The 18,912-nt window shown below is 64.4% G+C and carries 22 protein-coding genes and 1 tRNA gene; 11 read left to right on the forward strand and 12 right to left on the reverse strand.

Annotated features, from left to right (window positions below; all coding sequences use genetic code 11):
• Positions 1-2 precede the first annotated feature (2 nt).
• The gene (locus tag AB7290_RS36595) at positions 3-1,451 is read right to left on the reverse strand and encodes an LVIVD repeat-containing protein (RefSeq protein ID WP_085400447.1); all 1,449 of its coding nucleotides are present in this window, start codon (positions 1,449-1,451) and stop codon (positions 3-5) included.
• A 116-nt stretch (positions 1,452-1,567) separates the two neighbouring features.
• On the opposite strand from AB7290_RS36595, the gene AB7290_RS36600 reads away from it, so the two are divergent.
• From AB7290_RS36600 to AB7290_RS36610, 3 genes are read left to right on the forward strand one after another with little or no spacing between them, the layout of a single operon-like run.
• On the forward strand, positions 1,568-1,882 hold the full coding sequence (locus tag AB7290_RS36600; protein ID WP_085400445.1) for an ArsR/SmtB family transcription factor: 315 nt from the start codon (positions 1,568-1,570) through the stop codon (positions 1,880-1,882).
• Positions 1,875-2,345 carry an SRPBCC family protein gene (locus AB7290_RS36605; protein ID WP_085400444.1) on the forward strand — a complete coding sequence of 157 codons (471 nt, stop codon included), beginning with the start codon at positions 1,875-1,877 and terminating at the stop codon, positions 2,343-2,345. The genes AB7290_RS36600 and AB7290_RS36605 overlap by 8 nt, the downstream gene beginning before the upstream one ends.
• Positions 2,342-2,854 carry an SRPBCC family protein gene (locus tag AB7290_RS36610; protein WP_085400442.1) on the forward strand — a complete coding sequence of 171 codons (513 nt, stop codon included), beginning with the start codon at positions 2,342-2,344 and terminating at the stop codon, positions 2,852-2,854. Before AB7290_RS36605 ends, AB7290_RS36610 begins: the two co-directional genes overlap by 4 nt.
• 18 nt (positions 2,855-2,872) lie before the next feature.
• On the opposite strand, the gene AB7290_RS36615 is transcribed toward AB7290_RS36610, so the two are convergent.
• A complete protein-coding gene (locus AB7290_RS36615; RefSeq protein WP_063985493.1) occupies positions 2,873-3,052 on the reverse strand; it encodes a hypothetical protein in 180 nt (59 codons plus the stop codon).
• 394 nt (positions 3,053-3,446) lie between these two features.
• Between AB7290_RS36615 and AB7290_RS36620 the strand changes: the two genes are divergently transcribed.
• Together AB7290_RS36620 and AB7290_RS36625 are read left to right on the forward strand one after the other, a co-directional pair.
• Positions 3,447-4,253 (forward strand): transglutaminase-like domain-containing protein, encoded by an 807-nt coding sequence (locus AB7290_RS36620; protein WP_085400438.1) that lies wholly within the window; start codon positions 3,447-3,449, stop codon positions 4,251-4,253.
• A complete protein-coding gene (locus AB7290_RS36625; RefSeq protein WP_085400437.1) occupies positions 4,253-4,438 on the forward strand; it encodes a hypothetical protein in 186 nt (61 codons plus the stop codon). The genes AB7290_RS36620 and AB7290_RS36625 overlap by 1 nt, the downstream gene beginning before the upstream one ends.
• A 28-nt stretch (positions 4,439-4,466) precedes the next feature.
• Here the strand turns inward: AB7290_RS36625 and AB7290_RS36630 are convergent, their stop codons facing one another.
• Positions 4,467-5,240, reverse strand: coding sequence for a DUF2189 domain-containing protein (locus tag AB7290_RS36630; protein ID WP_085400435.1), 774 nt, complete (start codon positions 5,238-5,240; stop codon positions 4,467-4,469).
• A gap of 299 nt (positions 5,241-5,539) precedes the next feature.
• Between AB7290_RS36630 and AB7290_RS36635 the strand changes: the two genes are divergently transcribed.
• Positions 5,540-7,771: an ATP-binding protein gene (locus AB7290_RS36635; protein ID WP_085400434.1), complete on the forward strand. Its 2,232-nt coding sequence runs from the start codon at positions 5,540-5,542 to the stop codon at positions 7,769-7,771.
• A 2-nt stretch (positions 7,772-7,773) separates the two neighbouring features.
• On the opposite strand, the gene AB7290_RS36640 is transcribed toward AB7290_RS36635, so the two are convergent.
• From AB7290_RS36640 to AB7290_RS36670, 7 genes are all read right to left on the reverse strand, one after another.
• Positions 7,774-8,217 (reverse strand): hypothetical protein, encoded by a 444-nt coding sequence (locus AB7290_RS36640; protein WP_028159430.1) that lies wholly within the window; start codon positions 8,215-8,217, stop codon positions 7,774-7,776.
• A 2-nt stretch (positions 8,218-8,219) separates the two neighbouring features.
• On the reverse strand, positions 8,220-8,588 hold the full coding sequence (locus AB7290_RS36645) for a YybH family protein (protein WP_085400432.1): 369 nt from the start codon (positions 8,586-8,588) through the stop codon (positions 8,220-8,222).
• 80 nt (positions 8,589-8,668) lie between these two features.
• Positions 8,669-9,136 carry a MarR family winged helix-turn-helix transcriptional regulator gene (locus AB7290_RS36650; protein WP_028159428.1) on the reverse strand — a complete coding sequence of 156 codons (468 nt, stop codon included), beginning with the start codon at positions 9,134-9,136 and terminating at the stop codon, positions 8,669-8,671.
• A 13-nt stretch (positions 9,137-9,149) separates the two neighbouring features.
• Positions 9,150-10,760 carry an acyl-CoA synthetase gene (locus AB7290_RS36655; protein ID WP_085400430.1) on the reverse strand — a complete coding sequence of 537 codons (1,611 nt, stop codon included), beginning with the start codon at positions 10,758-10,760 and terminating at the stop codon, positions 9,150-9,152.
• 124 nt (positions 10,761-10,884) lie between these two features.
• On the reverse strand, positions 10,885-12,027 hold the full coding sequence (locus tag AB7290_RS36660; protein ID WP_085400429.1) for an epoxide hydrolase family protein: 1,143 nt from the start codon (positions 12,025-12,027) through the stop codon (positions 10,885-10,887).
• Positions 12,028-12,241: 214 nt separating this feature from the next.
• Complete coding sequence (locus AB7290_RS36665; protein ID WP_085400427.1) at positions 12,242-12,697, reverse strand: GatB/YqeY domain-containing protein; 456 nt, start codon at positions 12,695-12,697, stop codon at positions 12,242-12,244.
• A 33-nt stretch (positions 12,698-12,730) separates the two neighbouring features.
• On the reverse strand, positions 12,731-13,459 hold the full coding sequence (locus tag AB7290_RS36670) for an alpha/beta fold hydrolase (protein WP_085400425.1): 729 nt from the start codon (positions 13,457-13,459) through the stop codon (positions 12,731-12,733).
• 146 nt (positions 13,460-13,605) lie between these two features.
• Between AB7290_RS36670 and carA the strand changes: the two genes are divergently transcribed.
• Together carA and AB7290_RS36680 are read left to right on the forward strand one after the other, a co-directional pair.
• A complete protein-coding gene (gene carA / locus AB7290_RS36675; RefSeq protein ID WP_063985501.1) occupies positions 13,606-14,796 on the forward strand; it encodes a glutamine-hydrolyzing carbamoyl-phosphate synthase small subunit in 1,191 nt (396 codons plus the stop codon).
• 155 nt (positions 14,797-14,951) lie between these two features.
• Positions 14,952-15,479 (forward strand): cupin domain-containing protein, encoded by a 528-nt coding sequence (locus tag AB7290_RS36680; RefSeq protein ID WP_085400424.1) that lies wholly within the window; start codon positions 14,952-14,954, stop codon positions 15,477-15,479.
• Between the two features lie 119 nt (positions 15,480-15,598).
• On the opposite strand, the gene AB7290_RS36685 is transcribed toward AB7290_RS36680, so the two are convergent.
• Positions 15,599-16,123 carry a Dps family protein gene (locus tag AB7290_RS36685; RefSeq protein WP_063985503.1) on the reverse strand — a complete coding sequence of 175 codons (525 nt, stop codon included), beginning with the start codon at positions 16,121-16,123 and terminating at the stop codon, positions 15,599-15,601.
• A 115-nt stretch (positions 16,124-16,238) separates the two neighbouring features.
• Here AB7290_RS36685 and AB7290_RS36690 point away from each other — a divergent pair, with 115 nt between their 5' ends.
• Both AB7290_RS36690 and AB7290_RS36695 read left to right on the forward strand, forming a co-directional pair.
• Positions 16,239-16,940: a class I SAM-dependent methyltransferase gene (locus tag AB7290_RS36690; RefSeq protein WP_085400422.1), complete on the forward strand. Its 702-nt coding sequence runs from the start codon at positions 16,239-16,241 to the stop codon at positions 16,938-16,940.
• Positions 16,941-16,994: 54 nt separating this feature from the next.
• Positions 16,995-17,070 (forward strand) — tRNA-OTHER (locus AB7290_RS36695).
• 132 nt (positions 17,071-17,202) lie between these two features.
• Here AB7290_RS36695 and AB7290_RS36700 read toward each other — a convergent pair.
• Positions 17,203-17,574 carry an ArsR/SmtB family transcription factor gene (locus AB7290_RS36700; RefSeq protein ID WP_085400420.1) on the reverse strand — a complete coding sequence of 124 codons (372 nt, stop codon included), beginning with the start codon at positions 17,572-17,574 and terminating at the stop codon, positions 17,203-17,205.
• A 112-nt stretch (positions 17,575-17,686) separates the two neighbouring features.
• On the opposite strand from AB7290_RS36700, the gene AB7290_RS36705 reads away from it, so the two are divergent.
• Positions 17,687-18,856 carry an MFS transporter gene (locus tag AB7290_RS36705; protein WP_085400419.1) on the forward strand — a complete coding sequence of 390 codons (1,170 nt, stop codon included), beginning with the start codon at positions 17,687-17,689 and terminating at the stop codon, positions 18,854-18,856.
• Positions 18,857-18,912 lie beyond the last annotated feature (56 nt).

Raw genomic sequence — 18,912 nt, forward strand, 5'->3', positions numbered from 1 at the left:
CGTCAGTTCCTCGGCAGGCCGGCGGCCGCGCGCGCCGGTCCGGTCAGTTCGAGGATATGCAGACCGGTGTTGGCGCGGTCGACGATGTAGATGTAGCCGCGATCGTCCGTCTCGACATTGTTGGTCTGGATCGCGACCTTGCAACGCTCGCCGCCCTCGACGGGAATGCAGCGCTTGTCGGTGGCCGGCGTGATCGCGGGGATGAAATAGCCGACCTCCTTCGGATGATAGGGATCGCGGATGTCGAGCGCGCGCACGCCCGCATTGAAGAAGGCGATGAAGGCCATCTTCTTGTAATAGACCGGCGCCATGCTCTCGTTCGAGGAGTGCGAGCCGAAGCGGCCGCCGCGTTGGCAGAACTGTCCGCCCGCCTCCGGCACGGTGTAGCTCGAGATCATCATCGGCCGCGTCTCGGTGGTGACGTCGGCGAACCACACCATCTGCCGCGCCTCGCCGCATTCGTTCAAGATCGCCTCGTCGACGATCATGACGATGTCGCGGGTCTTGCCGTCCTTGTCCTCGGCGAATTCGGCGACGGGCATGTCGAGCATCGGGAACGTCGTATGCGCGCCGTTGAAGGCGGACATCGGCATGCGCGAAATCTCGGGATAGCGCAGATTGTCCGGCATCGGCTCCTTCGGCCCGTTCAGCAACTTGTCGCGATCGACGATCTGCAAAATGCCGCCCTTGTTGGTCCCGTAGCCGAAGAACACGCGATTGCCGTCGGGTCCGGTCGAGATCGGCCCGTGCAATTCGGTCGGCACGGCGCCGGTCGAGCCGGGCTCCTGGCCGGGCAGGCCAAAGTCGCGGATTTTCTGCGGATGCGCGGGATCGCTGAGGTCGTAGACCTGCGTCATGCGCCGCGTGCGCCAGTCCGGCGCGCCGGAGACGAGAAAGGCTATGCCGGTGTCGCACTCCCACCAGCTCTTGTGGGTGTCCTTCAGCCCGCCGATGCGGGTAACGAGCACGGGATTGGCGGGATCGGCGACGTTCCAGATCTCATGCGCCTCGCTGCCGAAGGTGCGGAGCATGTAGACCGCATTGGGATCGCCCTTCGGCAGCGACTTGCCGTCGCAAACCCGTACCATCTGCGCGCCGCCGGATTCGTACTTGCCTTCCTGGCCCGGCAGATGCCGCAGATATTTTGGACGCGCGGGATCGGTGACGTCGACGATGGACGTTCCGTTCGGTTCGGCCTGCCCCGTCATCGGGTTGACCGGCGCGGGCACGTCGTCGGTGCCGCCGTGATGGCCGATATAGGCGATCCAGCGATCGCCCTGATGATGGATGGTCGGCTGGTACGCGCTGCGCGCCTGCAGGTCGTTGGTGCCGACCAGCTTCATATTGGACGCTTCCGGCGGCGCGCCGATGGTCTGCTTCTGTTGTGCCTGGGCCGTGGTGCTGCAGGCGAAAAGGACAAGGCCTGCAACGAGTGGGACGCAACGGAACATCAAAGCTCTCCCGGAACCAATCTGCGTTGGCTGAGCTTCGAGGCTAGCACAGCCATTTCCGGGCGCCAAAGACACCATCTTGACATGCAACCATTTGGTTGCCTATTATCGCCGCCATGGATGAGGTCTTCAAAGCGCTCGCCGATGCGTCACGACGGTCGCTGCTGGACAGGCTTCACGCCAAGAACGGCCAGACGCTGAACGAACTCTGCGAGGGCCTCGCGATGACGCGCCAGGCCGTGACCAAGCACCTTGTCATTCTCGAAGAGGCCAACCTGGTCACGACCGTCAGGCATGGCCGCGAGAAGCTGCATTACCTCAATCCGGTGCCGATCCATCAGATCGGCGAACGCTGGATCAGGAAATTCGAGCGCGGCAAGCTCGCCGCGCTCAGCGAGTTGAAACGTCAGTTGGAGAAGCGCGATGAGTAAGCCCCAATTCGTCTATGTTAGCTATATCGAGACCACGCCGGAAAGACTGTGGGAGGCGCTGACGTCGAGCGAATTCACCAGGCAATACTGGTTCGGCGCCGAGGTCAGGTCGGACTGGAAGGTCGGCTCACCCTTCGCGCTCACGCTCGACGGCGAGGTCACCGATTCCGGCGAGATTCTGGAGGCCGATCCGCCGCGCCGCCTGTCCTACAGCTTCAAGCACCAGAAGTTCGAAGAGCTGCGCGGCGAGCCGATATCGCGCGTCGTCTTCACGATCGAACCGTTCGGCTCGCTCGTGCGTTTGACCGTGTTGCATGACGGCTTCGTCGAGGGTGGCAAATATCTCGGCGCCGTCTCCAACGGCTGGCCGGCGATCCTGTCCCAGCTCAAGAGCCTGCTCGAGACCGGCAAGCTGCTCGGCATTCCACGCGCAGCCCTCAACAAGGGATTCGACGCAAAATGAACCTCGATCAGTTCAAGCCGCTGACGGTCTACACCATCTACATCGTCTCCACGCCGGAGAAGGTGTGGGAAGCGCTGACCTCGGCCGAGTTCAGCAGGAGGTACTTTTCCGGCTTTGCGGTGGAGATGGAACGGAGGCTCGGCGGCAGTTTCATCGTGCGCGCGCCCGACGGTTCCGAGCACATCTCCGGTGAAGTCTTCGAATACGATCCGCCGAACAAGCTGACGGTGACGTGGAACGTCAACTGGCCCGACCTCGTCGCAAAGCTCGGCACCACGCTCGTCACCTACGAGATCGAGCAAGCCGGCGAGGCCGTCCGCCTCACCATGAGCGAACGCCACGACCGTGCGCTCGGCGACGACATCCTCTCCGGCGGCCGCACCGGCTGGCCCGCGATCCTGTCGGGACTTAAGAGTTTGCTGGAAACCGGCAAGGCGCCGCAGATCAAAATGACACCGCCAGCGCAGATGCTGGCGGCGTTGAAGGCGATGGGGATCAAGACGCCGTAGCGGCCGAAATCGGCGCTGTTATCGCTTCTTCTTCACCGGCGGTTGAATCTCGTCGATCTTGCGACGGCAATCCCCTTCCGAGTCGTGCGGGCCCGAGACGAAGGTCCCGCTGACCTTGATCGCGTACCAGCCTGACTCCACGCCGAGCCGGAGCGCTTCGTCTGTCTTGACGTGCCGTGGGGAGAGAGTTTGCATCATGTGCTTTCGGTTGGCGTTCGATCTCGTATCGAACCGCGGTGGAATCTTTCAGGCGTCCGCGGCACGCCTGCTGCGTCCGGCTCGCCCGCGGGAAGTGGCAATAGGCGCGACGATCGCCGTTACGACGTCGCGATGAGAAGGCTCCGCCGGTGCGAAGAATCAGTCGTTTCAAATCGCGCGCGGATCGTCGTGACGCAGCGTGTGCGCACAGACGACCGCTCTTTCCGACATTGGCGCACCGTGCGCGCAATCGCCGCAATTAGCTATCGTTTTCTCGCCCGCGCCGCGCTTTTGAAGCGCCAAATGCCGCTCTCGATCGAATAAGGCCGTGAATGCCTTGTGTTCGATCGCTTCGTAGCCATGTTGGGAGCTTAGCCAAGAGAAAGAAGTTCGTATGAAGCTCCGCGTCGGGTTCGAGATGCTGTACGAGTTCCCGCAGCCGACGCCTATGATCATGGTGCTGGGCACGCACTTCACGCGCGCCTCAGATATCGTCGTGCCCGACCTGCTGACCACCCGACCTTCGGTGGCGATCAATCCCTATCGCGACCTCTTCGGCAATTGGTGCAGCCGCATCGTTGCGCCGGCCGGCGCCTTCCGTCTTGCCGGCGATGGCGTCGTTCGCGACAGCGGCCTGCCCGACCCGGTGTTTCCGAACGCGTTTCAGCACGCCGTCGAAGCGCTGCCGGCCGACACGCTCGTCTATCTGCTCGGCAGCCGCTATTGCGAGACCGATCGCCTGTCGGATATCGCATGGAAGTTGTTCGAACACACGCCGCCGGGCTGGGCGCGGGTCCAGGCCATCTGCGATTTTGTTCATCGCCACATCACGTTCGGCCATGAGCACGCGCGCGCGACCAAGACAGCCCGGGAAGCCTACGACGAAGGCAAGGGCGTGTGCCGTGACTATGCCCATCTCGCCATCGCGTTCTGCCGCAGCATGAACATTCCGGCGCGTTACTGCACCGGCTACCTCAGCGACATCGGCACCCCACAACCGTGGCCTGCTGGAGATTTCGCCGCCTGGTTCGAGGCTTTCGTCGGTGGAAGCTGGCACATGTTCGATCCGCGCAACAATACGCCGCGGATCGGCCGCGTGCTGATTGCGCAGGGGCGCGATGCCGCAGACGTCCCGATCGTCCAGACCTTCGGTCCGAATACCCTGCTCAATTTCAAGGTATGGACCGACGAGGTTGCCTGATGACAGACAGCACCCCAGCGCTCACCGCCGATGAATTTGCGTCCTTGGCCCTGGTCGGCAAGGGTCAAGGCGACATTCCGCACGCGCACGGCGAACGTCTGGCCAATTTGGGTTATGCGATCAGGCGGCTCGGCGAACTCGAGCTGACTTCATCCGGCGCTCGCCGCCTGGCAACGGGCGAATAGCTCGCTTCCGTTGCATCCGGCTCCCCTCTTACGGCACCGGTACCACCAGCCGCCGATAGAGATGCCACGTCGCATGCCCGAGCACGGGCAGCGTCACGACCAGTCCGAGAAAGTACGGCAGCGCCGAGACGATCAGCAGCATCACGATCACCGCGGCCCACGAGATCATCGGCAGCGGGCTGGTCACCACCGCACGCACGCTCGTCACCATGGCGGTGACGAAATCGACCTCGCGGTCGAGCAGCAGCGGAAACGACACCACCGTCAGCGAGAACAAGATCAGCGACAGCGCGGCACCGACCGCGTTGCCGATGACGAGGAACAGCAGGCCCTCATTCGTGGTCAGCACCACCGTCATGAATTCCTGCAAGCTAGAGAACGAGGCGTGCAGGCCGAGCAGCAGCGCGATGAGCAGCCGCACCTGGTACATCCAGATCACGAACACGAACAGCGTGACGAAGGCCATCCAGCCGATCTCGCTGCGCGCGCGTATCGCCGACCAGATCGCGCCGAAGGAGACCGGCTCGCCGCGCTCGCGGCGGCGGCTGACCTCGTAGAGGCCGATCGCCACGAACGGCCCGATCAGCGCAAAGCCGGCCGCAAGGGGATAGACGAGATAGACCATGCCGAAGGCGGTGAGGCAGAGCATGATGGCGATGCCGCCGCCTGCGTAGAGCGCGCCGAAGCAGAGTCCGTAGAGCGGCAGCGCCTGGAAATCGCGCAAACCCTCGACCAGCGCCTCGGCGATGTCGGTCGCCGCCACGGGACGCACCACCGGATCGACTTTGCCCGAGATCGACATGCGGCTCCTCTCCTCGTCACCGGCACGATCTCCGTCGCGCGCGATCCCGATATTAGCGCCCTCGCGACCTGCGCGCACGCGCGCGTTGATTGCGGGATGACGGTATCCCGGGAGGCCCGACACCAGCCCGACAGAGCCTCGCGGGCGAACCTTCCGGGGACTCATCCGTGATGTGCGCGGCCGAAATTTTCCGCGCGAGGGCTTTTTCGGCGCGATGCCTATGGACTGGGCGGAGGGTGGTGCCGCAGATTGCATCTTCGAACCAGCACGCGCGACGACCAAATTGGACCGCCCGACCGATGAGCTTGCGTACCCGGCTACTGATACTCGTCATTGCGGCCATGCTGGTGCCGGCCATCCTCGTCGGCTTACGTTTCGTGCAAAATCGCAGCAGCGAAATCAACGCGGCCCTGGCCAATCTGACCGCGACAGCCGACGACATTGCGAGCGACCTGGACGAGAAGATCCAGGGCACCGCCCAGCTTCACTATGGTCTCGCCCGTGCACGCGATCTCGACACGCGCGACAAGGCGGCGTGCTCGGCGTTCCTGTCGGAAGTGCGCGAGGAATACCCACAGTTCACCGGGATATTGACCATCGATCCCGACGGTAGCCTGTTCTGCGATTCGCTGCGGACCAACCGCACCCTCGACCTCCGGGATCGCGCCTATTTCAAGCAGGCCCTGGCGTCGCGCGGCATCGCGCTCGAGCCGGTATTCGGCCGGCTGACCGGCCTATCGGTGCTCCAGATCGCCTATCCGGTGCGATCGGAGACGGGCGCCCTGAAGCTGATCCTGCTCGCATCCTTCAACCTGCGCAAATTCGCGGAGTTTCACGACAAGCGGCTGCTCGGCCAGAAGGAGATCCTGCTCCTCGACAGCAAGGGAACGGTTCTGGTCGCCCCCTCCCGCGGAGGATGGACCGAGCCGGTCGGCACGTCGGTCGCGGGATCCGATCTGCTCCGCTTCGCTGCAACGCCGGACCGGAAGGCGTATCAGGAGGTGACCGATCGCGACGGCCGGACGCATGTCTGGGCTGTCGCCGCGCGCTCGCCTTCGACCCGCGATGCCGGCCTCTACATCATGGTCGGACGGTCCAAGGACGGACTGGTCGCCGCGGCGAATCGCCGGCTCTACGAGGATGTGGCGATACTCGCGGTGGCCTCGCTGCTGCTGCTCGCGGCCGTCTGGATCCTTGCAACCGTGAGCGTCGGGCGCCAGGTCGGACGTCTCGCCACCATGGCGAAGAAACTTGGGCTCGGAGATCTCAGCGCGCGAATTCCGCCTCCCCACCCGGGCGGCGAACTGGGCGGATTGATGACCCTGCTCAACGACACCGCCGAGTCGCTCGAGCAGCAACGCGCCGCCATCGCCGACCTCAGCCACAAGCTCAGCCAGTCCCAGAAGATGGAAGCCATGGGCCAGCTTACCGGCGGCGTGGCGCACGATTTCAACAATCTTCTAACCGTCATTCTCGGCAACTCCGAGCATCTTGCCGACAGGCTGGCCGGCAACGAGGAATTGCACCGGATCGCCAACGACATCGCGACCGCCGCCGAGCGCGGCTCCGACCTGACGCGGAGCCTGCTCGCCTTCGCGCGCAAGCAGCCCCTGAGGCCGCGAGACATCGACATCGCCGCGAAGATTCACGAGATGGAGCAGCTGTTGCGCCGGCCCCTGGGCGAGCACATCGAATGCACCTTCGCGCTCGAACCGGATGTGTGGCTGACCAGCGTCGATCCCGGCGAGCTGACAACTGCGCTGCTCAATCTCGTGCTCAACGCGCGCGACGTCATGCCGCTCGGCGGCAAGCTGACGATCGAGGCGCGCAACACCTCGCTCGGTGAATCCGACCTTGACGTCAACGGCGAACCGCGGCCGGGCGACTACGTCATGGTGGCCGTGACCGACACCGGCAGCGGCATGACCGCCGAGGTGGCGAGCCGGGCGTTCGAGCCGTTCTTCACCACCAAGGAGGTCGGCAAGGGCACCGGGCTCGGCCTGAGCATGGTCTACGGCTTTGTGCGGCAATCCGGCGGCGTTGTGCAGATGCAGTCCGAACCGGGACAAGGCAGCGTCGTCAGGCTGTTCTTTCCCCGCCTTGCAACGCCACCGAACGAGCAGCCGTCACCCGCGGAACGGATCGTCGCCCCCGACGGAAGCGAGACCATTCTTGTCGTCGAGGACGACGACATGGTTCGGGCCTATGTCGAGAGCGAGCTGAAGACCCTCGGCTATCGCGTCATCGCGGCGTCGAACGGTCCCGCGGCTCTCGAACTGTTGCGCCGCCCCGGCGACATCGACCTGCTGCTCACCGACGTCGTGATGCCCGGCGGCATGTTCGGGCCGGAGCTTGCCAGGCAAGCGACCAGCTTGCGGCCCGGGCTCAAGGTGCTCTTCACCTCGGGCTACACCCAAAATCCCGTCAAGACGCCCGACGGGGTCGGCGACGCCCGCATCCTGACAAAACCGTTCCGGCGGAAGGATCTTGCCGCGATGCTGCGGTCCGCCCTGTCGGCGTCGCCGCGCTGAAATCAGGAAGAGAACGCCAGCCGGAGCGCTACGCCGAGATTGGCTACGAACAGAGCCGCGTCGATGACGAAGATCCTGAGCATCGGACCTTTCAGCACAGGCCAGTAGGCCACCCCGACGCGCCCACCGCGCATCAGGACCGGAAGGTTATAGGCGAACTGGCTGAAGTGGCAGGCGGCAAAGAACAGGAACAGCGCGAGCTGGGCCTCGATCGGCTGGAAGAAAGCCGGACGAGCGGCCAGAAGGTAGAACGACAAAAGCCCGATCGGCAGATTCATCCCGCCCAGGAACGCCACGCTGGCCGCCAGCGTCGGCGCGATCGGATTGCTGCGCTCTTCGCGCGGCAGGAGTATCTTCAGCGTATTGCCCTGCGCGACGCTGAACTGGATGAACGCGCCGCCGAACCAGAGTGTGTTGAGGAGCAGGACGAAATCCGAAAGGTGCATGATCATTTTCCGTAGAAGGCTTCGCTGCGCACCACACGGCCCGCATCGTCGAAATCCATGAACTCGCTGGCGCGCGTGTCGCCGAGCTGCCACCACACCGTCACGCGCGCGATCGCCTCGTCCCAGCTCCAGCTCAGGATCTTGAGGTCGGCGCTTTCGATGTGGCCATAAGCCTCGCGCCAATAAGCGCGGATGTTCTCGGCGCCGGTGACGACCGGAGAACCGGTCAGTGATAGTGCCAGAGGGCTGCGCATCTGCGCATCGTCAGCGAAATGCGCGACGACCGCGTCGATATCGACCCGGCACCAGCTCGCACACCATGCCGCGACGAAGCGCTCGGCGGCTGCGCGATCCATTGTCCGTCCGCTCATGGCGGAGCCCTCCCCTGGCTCGTTGCCGGGAAAGTGGCAAAGCTCGCACCTCATGTCAACTATGTTGACTTCAAGAATCGTCAGTTGTTGTCGGCGATCGCCCCCATGACGGCCATCCATGCCGCCGCACCCGAAGCCCCGGCACGGTCGAACGCTTCGCGCAGGACCTTGCGCTCGTGATCCGATGCCTTTTGCTCGATGCGTCGCCCGGCCTCCGTCAGGCGCAGCAGCTTGGAGCGATGCTGCTCGGGTGCCCGCTTCGACGTCAGGAGCTTGCGCTCCAGCAGCAGGTTGAGCGGCCGGTTCAGGGCTTGCTTGGAGATGCCGAGGATCTCGATCAGCGAGCCGATCGCGATATCGGGACGGCGCGCCACCACGTAGAGGATGCGGTGGTGTGGACGCGACAGGCCCTGCTTCGCAAGATATTCATCGGCCTCCAGCGTCATCCCGCGCCAGCCGTAATACATCAGCTCCAGCGCCGCATCGAGATCGTGCAGTTTCGGAAGTGAGGCGCGGTGAAGCCCCGCAGCTTGAGACGTCTTTGCCATTGTCTGAAAGAGCCTAACCTCGCGCCCGCAGCTCGCGCCGCAGCACCTTGCCCGTGGCCGTCATCGGCAGTGTCTCCGCGAACTCGACGAAGCGCGGATATTCGTGCGCGGCGAGTTGCACCTTCACGAACTCCTGGATCTCGCGCGCGAGCGTGTCGCTTGCCGCGAAGCCGGGACGCAGCACGATCCAGGCCTTGATCGATTCGGTGCGGATCGAATCGGGGATGCCGACCACCGCCGCCATCGCCACCGACGGATGCTTCATCAGCGTGTGCTCGATCTCGGACGGGCCGACGCGGTAGCCGGCGGTGGTGATGACGTCGTCCTCGCGGCTGACATACCAGAAATAGCCGTCCTCATCCCGCGTACCGAGATCGCCGGTCAGCAGGAATTCGCCGGCATATTTCTTCGCCGTCGCGTCCGGATTGCGCCAGTATTCGAGCATCGTGCACGGGCATGGCTGGCGCACGCCGATGATGCCGCGCTGCCCCGTCGGCAGCTCCTCGCCCTTGTCGTTGACGATGCGGACGTCGAAGCCCGGCGTCGCCTTGCCCATCGAACCCGGGCGGATCGGAAACAGGTTGGAGTTGCTGCCGATCACGAGATTGCACTCGGTCTGACCGAACACTTCATGCGCATCGATGCCGAATGTCTCGCGCACCCAGCCGAGCAGCTCGCCGCCGAGCGATTCACCGCCGGTGAAAATGCTGCGCAGCTTGACGTCCGGATGCTTCACGCCGGCCTGCCGCATCAGCTTCAGCGCGGTCGGCGGCAGGAAGACGTTGCGGACACCGAGGTCGGCCATCATCTGCATCGCCGCCTGCGGCTCGAACTTTCGCGCACGGTGACCGACCAGGGGGATGCCGTGATACCAGAACGCGAACAGGCCGTTGACGAGGCCGCCGATCCACGCCCAGTCCGCCGGCGTCCACATCAGATCGCCGGGGCGCGGCAGGAAGTTGTGGCACATCTCGACATTCGGCAGGTGGCCGAGCACGACGCGATGCGCATGCAGCGCGCCCTTCGGATTGCCCGTCGTGCCTGACGTGTAGATGATCAGGGCGGGGTCGTCGGCGGAGGTGTCGACGGTCGCAAAGTCCTCGGACGCGGTTTCGATCGCCGACCAGAACGGTTTTGCACCGGCATGGACGGCGCCGCTCGTGACATAGATGTCCTGCAGATAGGGCAGCCGATCGCGGATCTTCGTGAGCTTCTCCCAGCCCGCCTCATCAGTGATGATGGCCCTTGCTTGCGAATTCGACAGGCGGAATTCCAGCGCGTCCTCGCCGAACAGCGCGAACAGCGGGATCGAGATCAGCCCGGATCGGAACGCGGCCATATGCGCGATCGGCAGCTCCAGCGACTGCGACAGGAACACCGCGACGCGGTCGCCGCGCACGAGCCCATCGGCCTTCAGCACATTGGCGAAGCGGCGCGACATCTCCGCGACCTCGTCGAACGAGGTGCGCGTGGTTGCGCCGTTCTCGTCGACATAGAGCAGCGCGAGGCGGCCCGTGCCGTCGGCATGGCGGTCGCAGCACGCTTCCGCCATGTTGAAGCGCGCCGGGACGTCCCAGCGGAAGTTGCGATAGAGCTCGTCGTAGGTTGCGGCTTCGGTCAGCATGGTCGTTTCCCGGCAGCGTCGTCACAGCCGGGCGTGTCCCGGCCATCCACGTTCTTGTTTCGACCTGAGTTTAAGCGCGTGGGAGCCCGGGACAAGCCCGGGCATGACGATGCGGAGGCATCCCCTAACGGCGCACCGTCTGGAAGAATTTCCTGACGTCGCCAACATACAGCTCCGGCTGCTCGAATGCGGCGAAATGCCCGCCCTTCTCCATCTCGCTCCAGTGCGTGATGTTGGGAAAGTTCGGCTCCATCCAGCGCCTGACCGGCGTGATGATCTCCTTGGGGAACACGGCGACGCCGGTCGGCACGTTGACCCTAGGCGTGGTGCGGCGTTTGCCAAAACTCTCCCAGTAGAGCCGCGCTGAGGAGGTCGCCGTCTCCGTCGCCCAATAGAGCATGACGTTGTCGAGCAGCTCGTCCTTGTCAAAAATGTTTTCAGGATGGCCGTCGCAATCGGTCCAGGCCCAGAATTTTTCCAAAATCCAGGCCGCCTGCCCGCTTGGCGAATCCGTCAGGCCATAGCCGAGCGTCTGCGGCCGCGTCGATTGCTGCTTGGAATAACCGGAATCGAGATCGACATAATGCTTCAGGCCGGCGAGCGCGCTCTTCTCTTCCGCCGTCGGCTCGCCCTCGACCTTCGGTGCCGCGTTGAAGGCGAGCGTGATGTGAATGCCGGCGCAATGCTCGGCGTCCTGCGCGCCCAGCGATGTCGTCACCGCCGAGCCCCAGTCGCCACCCTGCGCGCCGTAACGCGCGTAGCCGAGCCGATCCATCAGCTTCGCCCAGGTCGCGGCGATGCGGTCGACGCCCCAACCGGTGGTCTTTGGCTTGGCGGAGAAGCCAAAGCCCGGCAGCGACGGGCAGATCACGTGAAACGCATCCGCAGGATTACCGCCATGCGCGGCAGGATCGACCAGCGGCGCGATCACCTTCTGGAATTCGACAATCGACCCTGGCCAGCCATGGGTGATGATCAGCGGCAGCGCCGATGGCTCCTTCGAGCGCGCATGCAGGAAGTGGATGTCGAGCCCGTCGATCTCGGTGGTGAACTGGTCGAAGCGGTTGAGCTTTGCCTCGCGGGCGCGCCAGTCATAGCTGTTGGCCCAGTAGGCGCAGATCTCCTGAATCCATTTCAGCGGCGCGCCCTGGCTCCAGTCCTCGACCAGCTCCGCCTCCGGCCAGCGCGTGCGGGCGAGGCGGGATTTGAGGTCGGTGAGAATGTCGTCGCTGATGGCGATGCGAAACGGTTTGATGGCGCCGGTCATCGGTTGCCCCCGATTGTTTCTGCGGGAGAGAGTAGACCGGATTGCAGCGCCATCAAAGGTGCCCCTTCTCCCCTTGCGGGAGAAGGTGGCGCGAAGCGCCGGATGAGGGGTTTCGCTCCGCGGAAACTACTGCGAGAGGGTCGCCCGCGGAGAGAGACCCCTCACCCGCCTCGCTTCGCGAGGCACTCTCTCCCGCAAGGGGAGAGGGAAGAAGCTAGCCCGTCAGCGCGGCCTTCACCAGGCCGCTGGCCTTGCCGAAATCCATCTGGCCGGCGTACTTCGCGCGCAACACCGCGATCACCTTACCCATGTCCTTCATGCCGGCAGCGCCCGTCTCCACGATCGCATCCGCGATCACCTTCTTCACTTCGTCGTCCGACATCTGCTTCGGCAGATAGGCCGAGATCACCGCGATCTCCTCGCGCTCCTGGGCAGCGAGCTCGGCACGGCCGCCCTTGTCGTAGAGCTCGACCGACTCCTGGCGCTGCTTGATCATCTTCTGAAACACGCCGAGCAGGTCGGCGTCCGACAGCGGCGGCTTGCCGTTGCCGCGCGCCTCGATGTCGGCGTTCTTGATGGTCGAGTTGACCATGCGCAGCGTGGAGAGCTTGCGCTCCTCCTTGGCCTTCATGGCCTCCTTGACCGCGTTGTTGATGTCGTCGCGCAGCATGATCGTGATCCCTTCGAATATCCGACGCCTGATCTAGGCCGTTCGCGGCCCCGAGACAACCGGGGCTCCCAGCCATTCGACCAGCGCTCGCGTCGTCGCCTCGGGCTGCTCCGGCTGCGGCAGATGTCCGCAATTGGCCAGGATCACCAGCCTCGCGCCCGCTATGCCCTCCGCCATCTCCTTGGAGAACGCGTTCGGAATCGTGTTGTCCTGATCGCCTGTCAGCACCAGCGTCGGGCATTTGATCGTCGCCAGCGTCGGCCGTGAATCCACCCGCGCAATGATCGCGGTCTGCTGCCGCAGATAGCCTTCGACGCCGACGTCCTCGCCCTGCTCGTGCACGAGCTTCCGAATGCCGGCATCGTCGTGGCGCGAGGGATGCACCAGCTCGGGAAACATCTCCTCGCGCGCCGCGCTCAGCTCGCCGCGCCTCGCCCGTTCCATCAGGCCACGGCGGCGCGCGGTCGCTTCCGGTGTATCGGGCCGGGCCTGGGTGTTGATCAGCGCGAGCTTCAAAACCCGCTCGGGCGCCTGGCGCATGATCTCGAGCGCGATATAGCCGCCCATGGAGTGGCCGGCGAGCGCAAAGCGCGGCGGGGCCTCGCTCAGCACGCGCCGGGCGATCGCCGCCATGCTGTCGTCGCGGATATGGTTGGCAATCATCACCGGGCCGAACCGCCAGAGTGCCGGGACAACCGGGGCGTAGATCCGGGCCGAGGAGGCCAACCCCGGAACCAGCAGAAGCGGGGTGGTCTGGTCCATTATTGCCTCGCGAGCCCGGGAAATTGGCGGAAATTATCCTCCCAAGCTTAAGTGCCTGAGGGGACCTGTCAAATATGCAAAAACGCATGTGAATCGGCGCTCGTCCGCTTTGACGGCGGCGCCGGCCCGGACTATGAACCGGGCTCATGACACAACATGACAACGATACCGCCTGGCCGGACCACAAACCGACCGCGCTCCTCGTGCTCGCCGATGGCACGGTGCTTGAAGGCTTCGGTCTCGGCGCCGAAGGCCATGCCGTCGGAGAGGTCTGCTTCAACACCGCGATGACCGGCTATGAGGAGATCCTCACCGATCCCTCCTATGCCGGCCAGCTCATCACCTTCACCTTCCCGCATATCGGCAATGTCGGTACCAACGAGGAAGACATCGAGACGGTGAACATGGCCGCGACGCCGGGTGCGCGTGGCGTGATCCTGCGTACCGCGATCACCGATCCCTCGAACTACCGCGCCACCAAGCATCTCGACGCCTGGCTCAAGGCGCGCGGCATCATCGGCCTTTCCGGCATCGACACCCGCGCATTGACCGCGCTGATCCGCAGCAAGGGCATGCCCAACGCCGTGATCGCGCATGCCAGGAACGGCGAGTTCGACCTGCATGGCATGAAGGAAGAAGCGCGCGAATGGCCGGGCCTCGAGGGCATGGACCTCGTGCCGATGGTCACCTCGGGCCAGCGCTTCACCTGGGACGAGACGCCCTGGCTGTGGGACAAGGGTTTTGGCCGCCAGGACAAGCCCGAGTTCAACGTCGTCGCCATCGACTACGGCATCAAGCGCAACATCCTGCGCCTGCTCGCCGGCGTCGGCTGCAAGGTGACGGTGGTGCCAGCGACGACCTCATCGGAAGACATTCTGGCGATGAAGCCGGACGGCGTGTTCCTGTCCAACGGCCCTGGCGATCCGGCCGCGACGGGCAAATACGCGGTGCCGGTGATCCGGGACGTGATCAAGTCGGGCACACCGACCTTCGGCATCTGCCTCGGTCACCAGATGCTCGGCCTTGCCGTCGGCGCCAAGACCAAGAAGATGCATCAGGGCCATCACGGCGCCAATCATCCCGTGAAGGACGAGACCACCGGCAAGGTCGAGATCACCTCGATGAACCATGGTTTTGCGGTGGACGAGGCGACGCTGCCGAAGGGCGCGACGCAGACCCACATCTCGCTGTTCGACGGCTCCAATTGCGGCATTCAGCTCGACGGCAAGCCGGTGTTCTCGGTGCAGTACCACCCCGAGGCCTCGCCGGGCCCGCGCGACTCGCACTATCTGTTCCAGCGCTTCGCGGACCTGATGCGGCAGAAGAAGAGCGCGTAACGCTGGCTCTCCTGCAGTTGCCTTGACGACATCGAGCCCGGGCCTTGACCCGGGCTCTTGTCGTTCCGGGCTCGACGCTGCGGTTCGCCTGGACGCAAGGAACGTCGTCTCACGCCCCTCGTTGATTCCTGCTACGCTCACGCAGGAGCCCTGCCATGTTCGTTGTCCGCGACAATGCCGAGCCACGCGCCATCGTGTTCAAAGATGACGGGCTCGTGCCGAACAACATCCTTCCCTTCCTGGTCTATCGGGATGCGGTGAAGCTCGATTCCAGGCGCCCCGAGGCGACCATCGAAAACCTGTTCGAAGCGAATAGCTGGGGCGGCACGTGGCGCAACGGCGTCTACGACTATCTGCACTATCACGCGACGGTGCATGAGGTGCTCGGCGTCGCGCGTGGCAGTGCCCGCGTCCGCTTCGGCGGCGACCATGGCCAGGAGCTGGAGATCAAGGCGGGCGACATCGCGATCCTGCCGGCCGGCACGGGGCATCAGTGCATCAGTGCGAGCGACGATTTCTGCATCATCGGGGCCTATCCGCCGGGATCGAAGATGGTGGTGACGCGGGCAACGCCGGAAAACCACGCCAGGGCACTGAAGACAATTCCCGAGGTCGCGCTGCCGCCGGCCGATCCGGTGACGGGCAAGAACGGGGCGTTGATGAGGCTGTGGAGCCGGCCATAAGCGCGACGCCGTAGGGTGGGCAAAGCGGAGCGTGCCCACCAATCAGTTCAAGCCGCAAGGACGGATGGTGGGCACGGCGCGCAAGAAGCGCGCCTTTGCCCACCCTACGGCAATGTCCCTTACGCCTCGTTGCCGCCTTCCTGGCGGGTGGCCTCGAACAGGAACCACGTCCGGCGCTCGGTCTCGTCGATGAAGTTTTCGAGGATGCTGGCGCTGGCGACATCGCCGGCGTCGTCGCAGACCTCGTGCGCCTTGCGCATCGCGCTTGCGACGTGCTTGTTGTCCTGCATCAGCTCGCGCAGCATCTCGCGTGGCGGGACGTAGTCCTCGTTGTTGTCCTTGATGGTCTGGAGCTTGGCGACCTGGCCGATCGACTTCAGCGTGGTGCCGCCGATCTTGCGGACGCGTTCGGCGAGCTGGTCGGTGGTGGCGAAGATCTGGTCGGACTGCTCGTCGAGCAGCAGATGATAATCGCGGAAATGCCGGCCGCTGATGTGCCAGTGGAAATTCTTGGTCTTCAGATAGAGCGCGAACGCATCGGCCAGAAGCACGTTGAGCGCCTCAGAGACCTTCTTGACCCCATCGGGCGACAGATCGGTGGGGGTATCGAGATCGGGCGAGACCTTGGTGGGGGCTTTGCTCACGGGAAACCTTCCTGTTAGGACGCGGACATTGACGGCGCGCCGTCGCACCCCTAACGCAAGGCGGGCAGCGCCGGTTCCTTGACAGGAACCGTTTGGCCGGGACCTACGAAATACCATGGACGATTGGATCGATTATTACGACTCCACGCATACGATCTATGTCAGCAAGCTGCATCGCGACTTGCACTTCCAGATCATCGCGCGGGACATCATCGGCTACATCTCATCGCCCGAGGCGACCGTGCTCGACTATGCCTGCGGCGAGGCGCTGTCGGCGAGCCAGGTGGCCGCGGCCTGCGGCAAGCTGATTCTCGCCGAGCCCGCCCCCGGCGTGCGTGGCCGGCTGATCGCGCGATTTGCCCCGAACACCAAGATCCGCGTCCGCTCCCTCGACGACGTCCGCAAAATGCAGGACCAGTCGATCGACCTCGCGGTGATGAACTCGGTCGCGCAATACATGACGCCGGACGAGCTCGATGCCGCGCTTGTCAACATCCGGCGATTGCTGACCCCGTCCGGCAAGCTCGTGCTCGGAGATATCTTGCAGCCCAATGTCGGCATGTTCAGGGATGTGATGGCGCTGCTCAGCTTCGGCCTGCGTCACGGCTTCCTGAAGGACGCGCTGATCGGGCTGATCAGCACCGCGCTGTCAGATTACCGTCATCTGCGCACGCGCATCGGGCTTCAGCGCTATGGCGAGGACGAGATCGTCGCCAAGCTGACCGCGGCGGGCTTCTCTGTCCAGCGCGCCCACACCAATATCGGCCATAATCGCTGGCGCATGACCTTCATCGCGCGGCCGCCTCTGGTCCGTTAAGCATAATGACTGCCCGAGGTGGCTTGTCACACGCTGATAGGTAAAGATCGCCGCGGCCCGGTGGCGGAAGCGTCTACGCGAGGGCGGTGCAACGCTCTTCATCCTGGTTCAAATCCAGGCCGGGTCTCCAGCCTTCGCTGGCTCCGCCAGCTTCGGCTAGGCAAGCCGTATCGTGCGAAGGCTGCCTCGGCGAAGCCCGAAGGGCGAAGACGGGCACGCTTCGACGGACCGCCCAAAGCAAATTCTCGAAAACTCGCAAACTTCAATCCATTTCAACCGTTTCGCACTCCGACAGCAGCTGTAGCCGGTCGACATCCTTGGCTGCGGAGCTGAGCACAGCATCGAGCAGCCCCGGAAAGCGCGCGTCCAGATCCTCGCGGCGGAGCCGCATGAAGCGGTTGGTGCCCGCCACGCGCGTCAGCATCAGGCCGCATTCGCGCAGCTTGGCGAAGTGGTAGGCGAGGTTGGATTTGCCGGAAAGGCCGCTGAAGTCGCCACAGCAGAGTTCGCTGCTGACACGTTCCTGCTGGGCGAGCTGATAGACGATGGCCAACCGGATCGGCTCGCTCAGGCAATCCAGAACCATCGGCAGCTCGATCTGCTCGCGGGTGGGATGAAGGGGTGTGCGGCTCATGGTGAGGAATCATAGCAAATTGGCCGCGTTGTTCAATAGTTCTTGAACCAATTGACTTCTTAGCCTTTGCATTCAATAGTTCAATAAACGTTGAACATAGGGATATTGTCCAATGAGCGTGTTCTGGCTGGCTCTCGCGGCCTTCGCGATTGGTACCGAAGGCTTTGTCATTGCAGGGCTTTTGCCGTCGATCGCCGCCGATCTTTCGATTTCCGTCCCTGCCGCCGGCCAATTGGTCACCGCCTACGCCCTCACCTATGCGGTGGGTTCGCCGATCCTGGCGGTGACGCTGAACAATATCGACCGCCGCACCGTGCTGGCCCTCGCGCTGACGACCTTCATTGCCGGAAATCTCGTCGCGACGGTGGCTTCCAGCTACGCCCTGCTGCTGGCCTCCCGCATGCTGATGGCGCTGGGCTCCGGACTGTGCATGCCGACGGCGCTCGCCGTATCGGTGGCGGTCGCCGCGCCCGAACGGCGCGGCCGCGCGGTGGCGCTGGTCACCTCGGGCCTCACGGTTGCAACCGTGATCGGCGTCCCGCTCGGCAATCTCGTCGGCAGCCTGCTCGGATGGCGCGCGACCTTTGCCATGGTGGCCCTGATCGGCGCGGTTGCGCTTGCCGGCCTGCTGCTTGGCCTGCCCCGCGGCCTGCCGCGCAACACCGCCTCGCTCAGCGAACGGCTGGCGGTGGCGCGTCACAGCAATGTCGTGATCGCGCTTCTGATCACGATCCTATGGGCGCTCGGCGGCTTCACTGTGTTCACCTACTTCGCGGTCCCGCTGCGCGGCCTCGGCTTCGACGCCGCGCAGATCAGCCTCGCGCTGCTGGTGTTCGGCGGCGCCGCCGCCATCGGGAACATGCTGGGCGGTGTCCTGGCCGACCGGCTCGGCACGCTCGCCACCGCAGGCCTCGGGCTCGCCGGCATGGCGAGCGCCCTGATCCTGCATTCGCTGGTCCTGAAGTTGATGCCCGGACAGGCGCATTATGCGGTGCTGGGCGCGATCTTCCTCTGGGGCATCTCGGGCTGGGCGTTCTATCCGGCTCAGATCGCCAGCATCATCCGGATCGAGCCGCAGGCCTCGATGATCGCACTCTCGCTCAACGCCTCCGCGATGTATCTCGGCTTCGCCATCGGCGGGGCCCTGGGCGGCGCGGTGCTGGCCACCCTCTCGCCAACCGACCTTGGCTGGATCGGCGGATCGAGCGTTGCGGCCTCGCTGCTGGTGCATCTCGCCCGTGGCTGGCAGGCACGGCCAAAACCCGTCAAAATTGCCGGTTGATGGGCGTTTTTCGGGGTTTCGCCGCCCCGAAAACTGGTCTAAGACCCACCCGCGCG

Source organism: Bradyrhizobium sp. 613_E4_N2_2, assembly GCF_052075995.1.
In the GTDB taxonomy this organism is placed as follows: domain Bacteria; phylum Pseudomonadota; class Alphaproteobacteria; order Rhizobiales; family Xanthobacteraceae; genus Bradyrhizobium; species Bradyrhizobium barranii.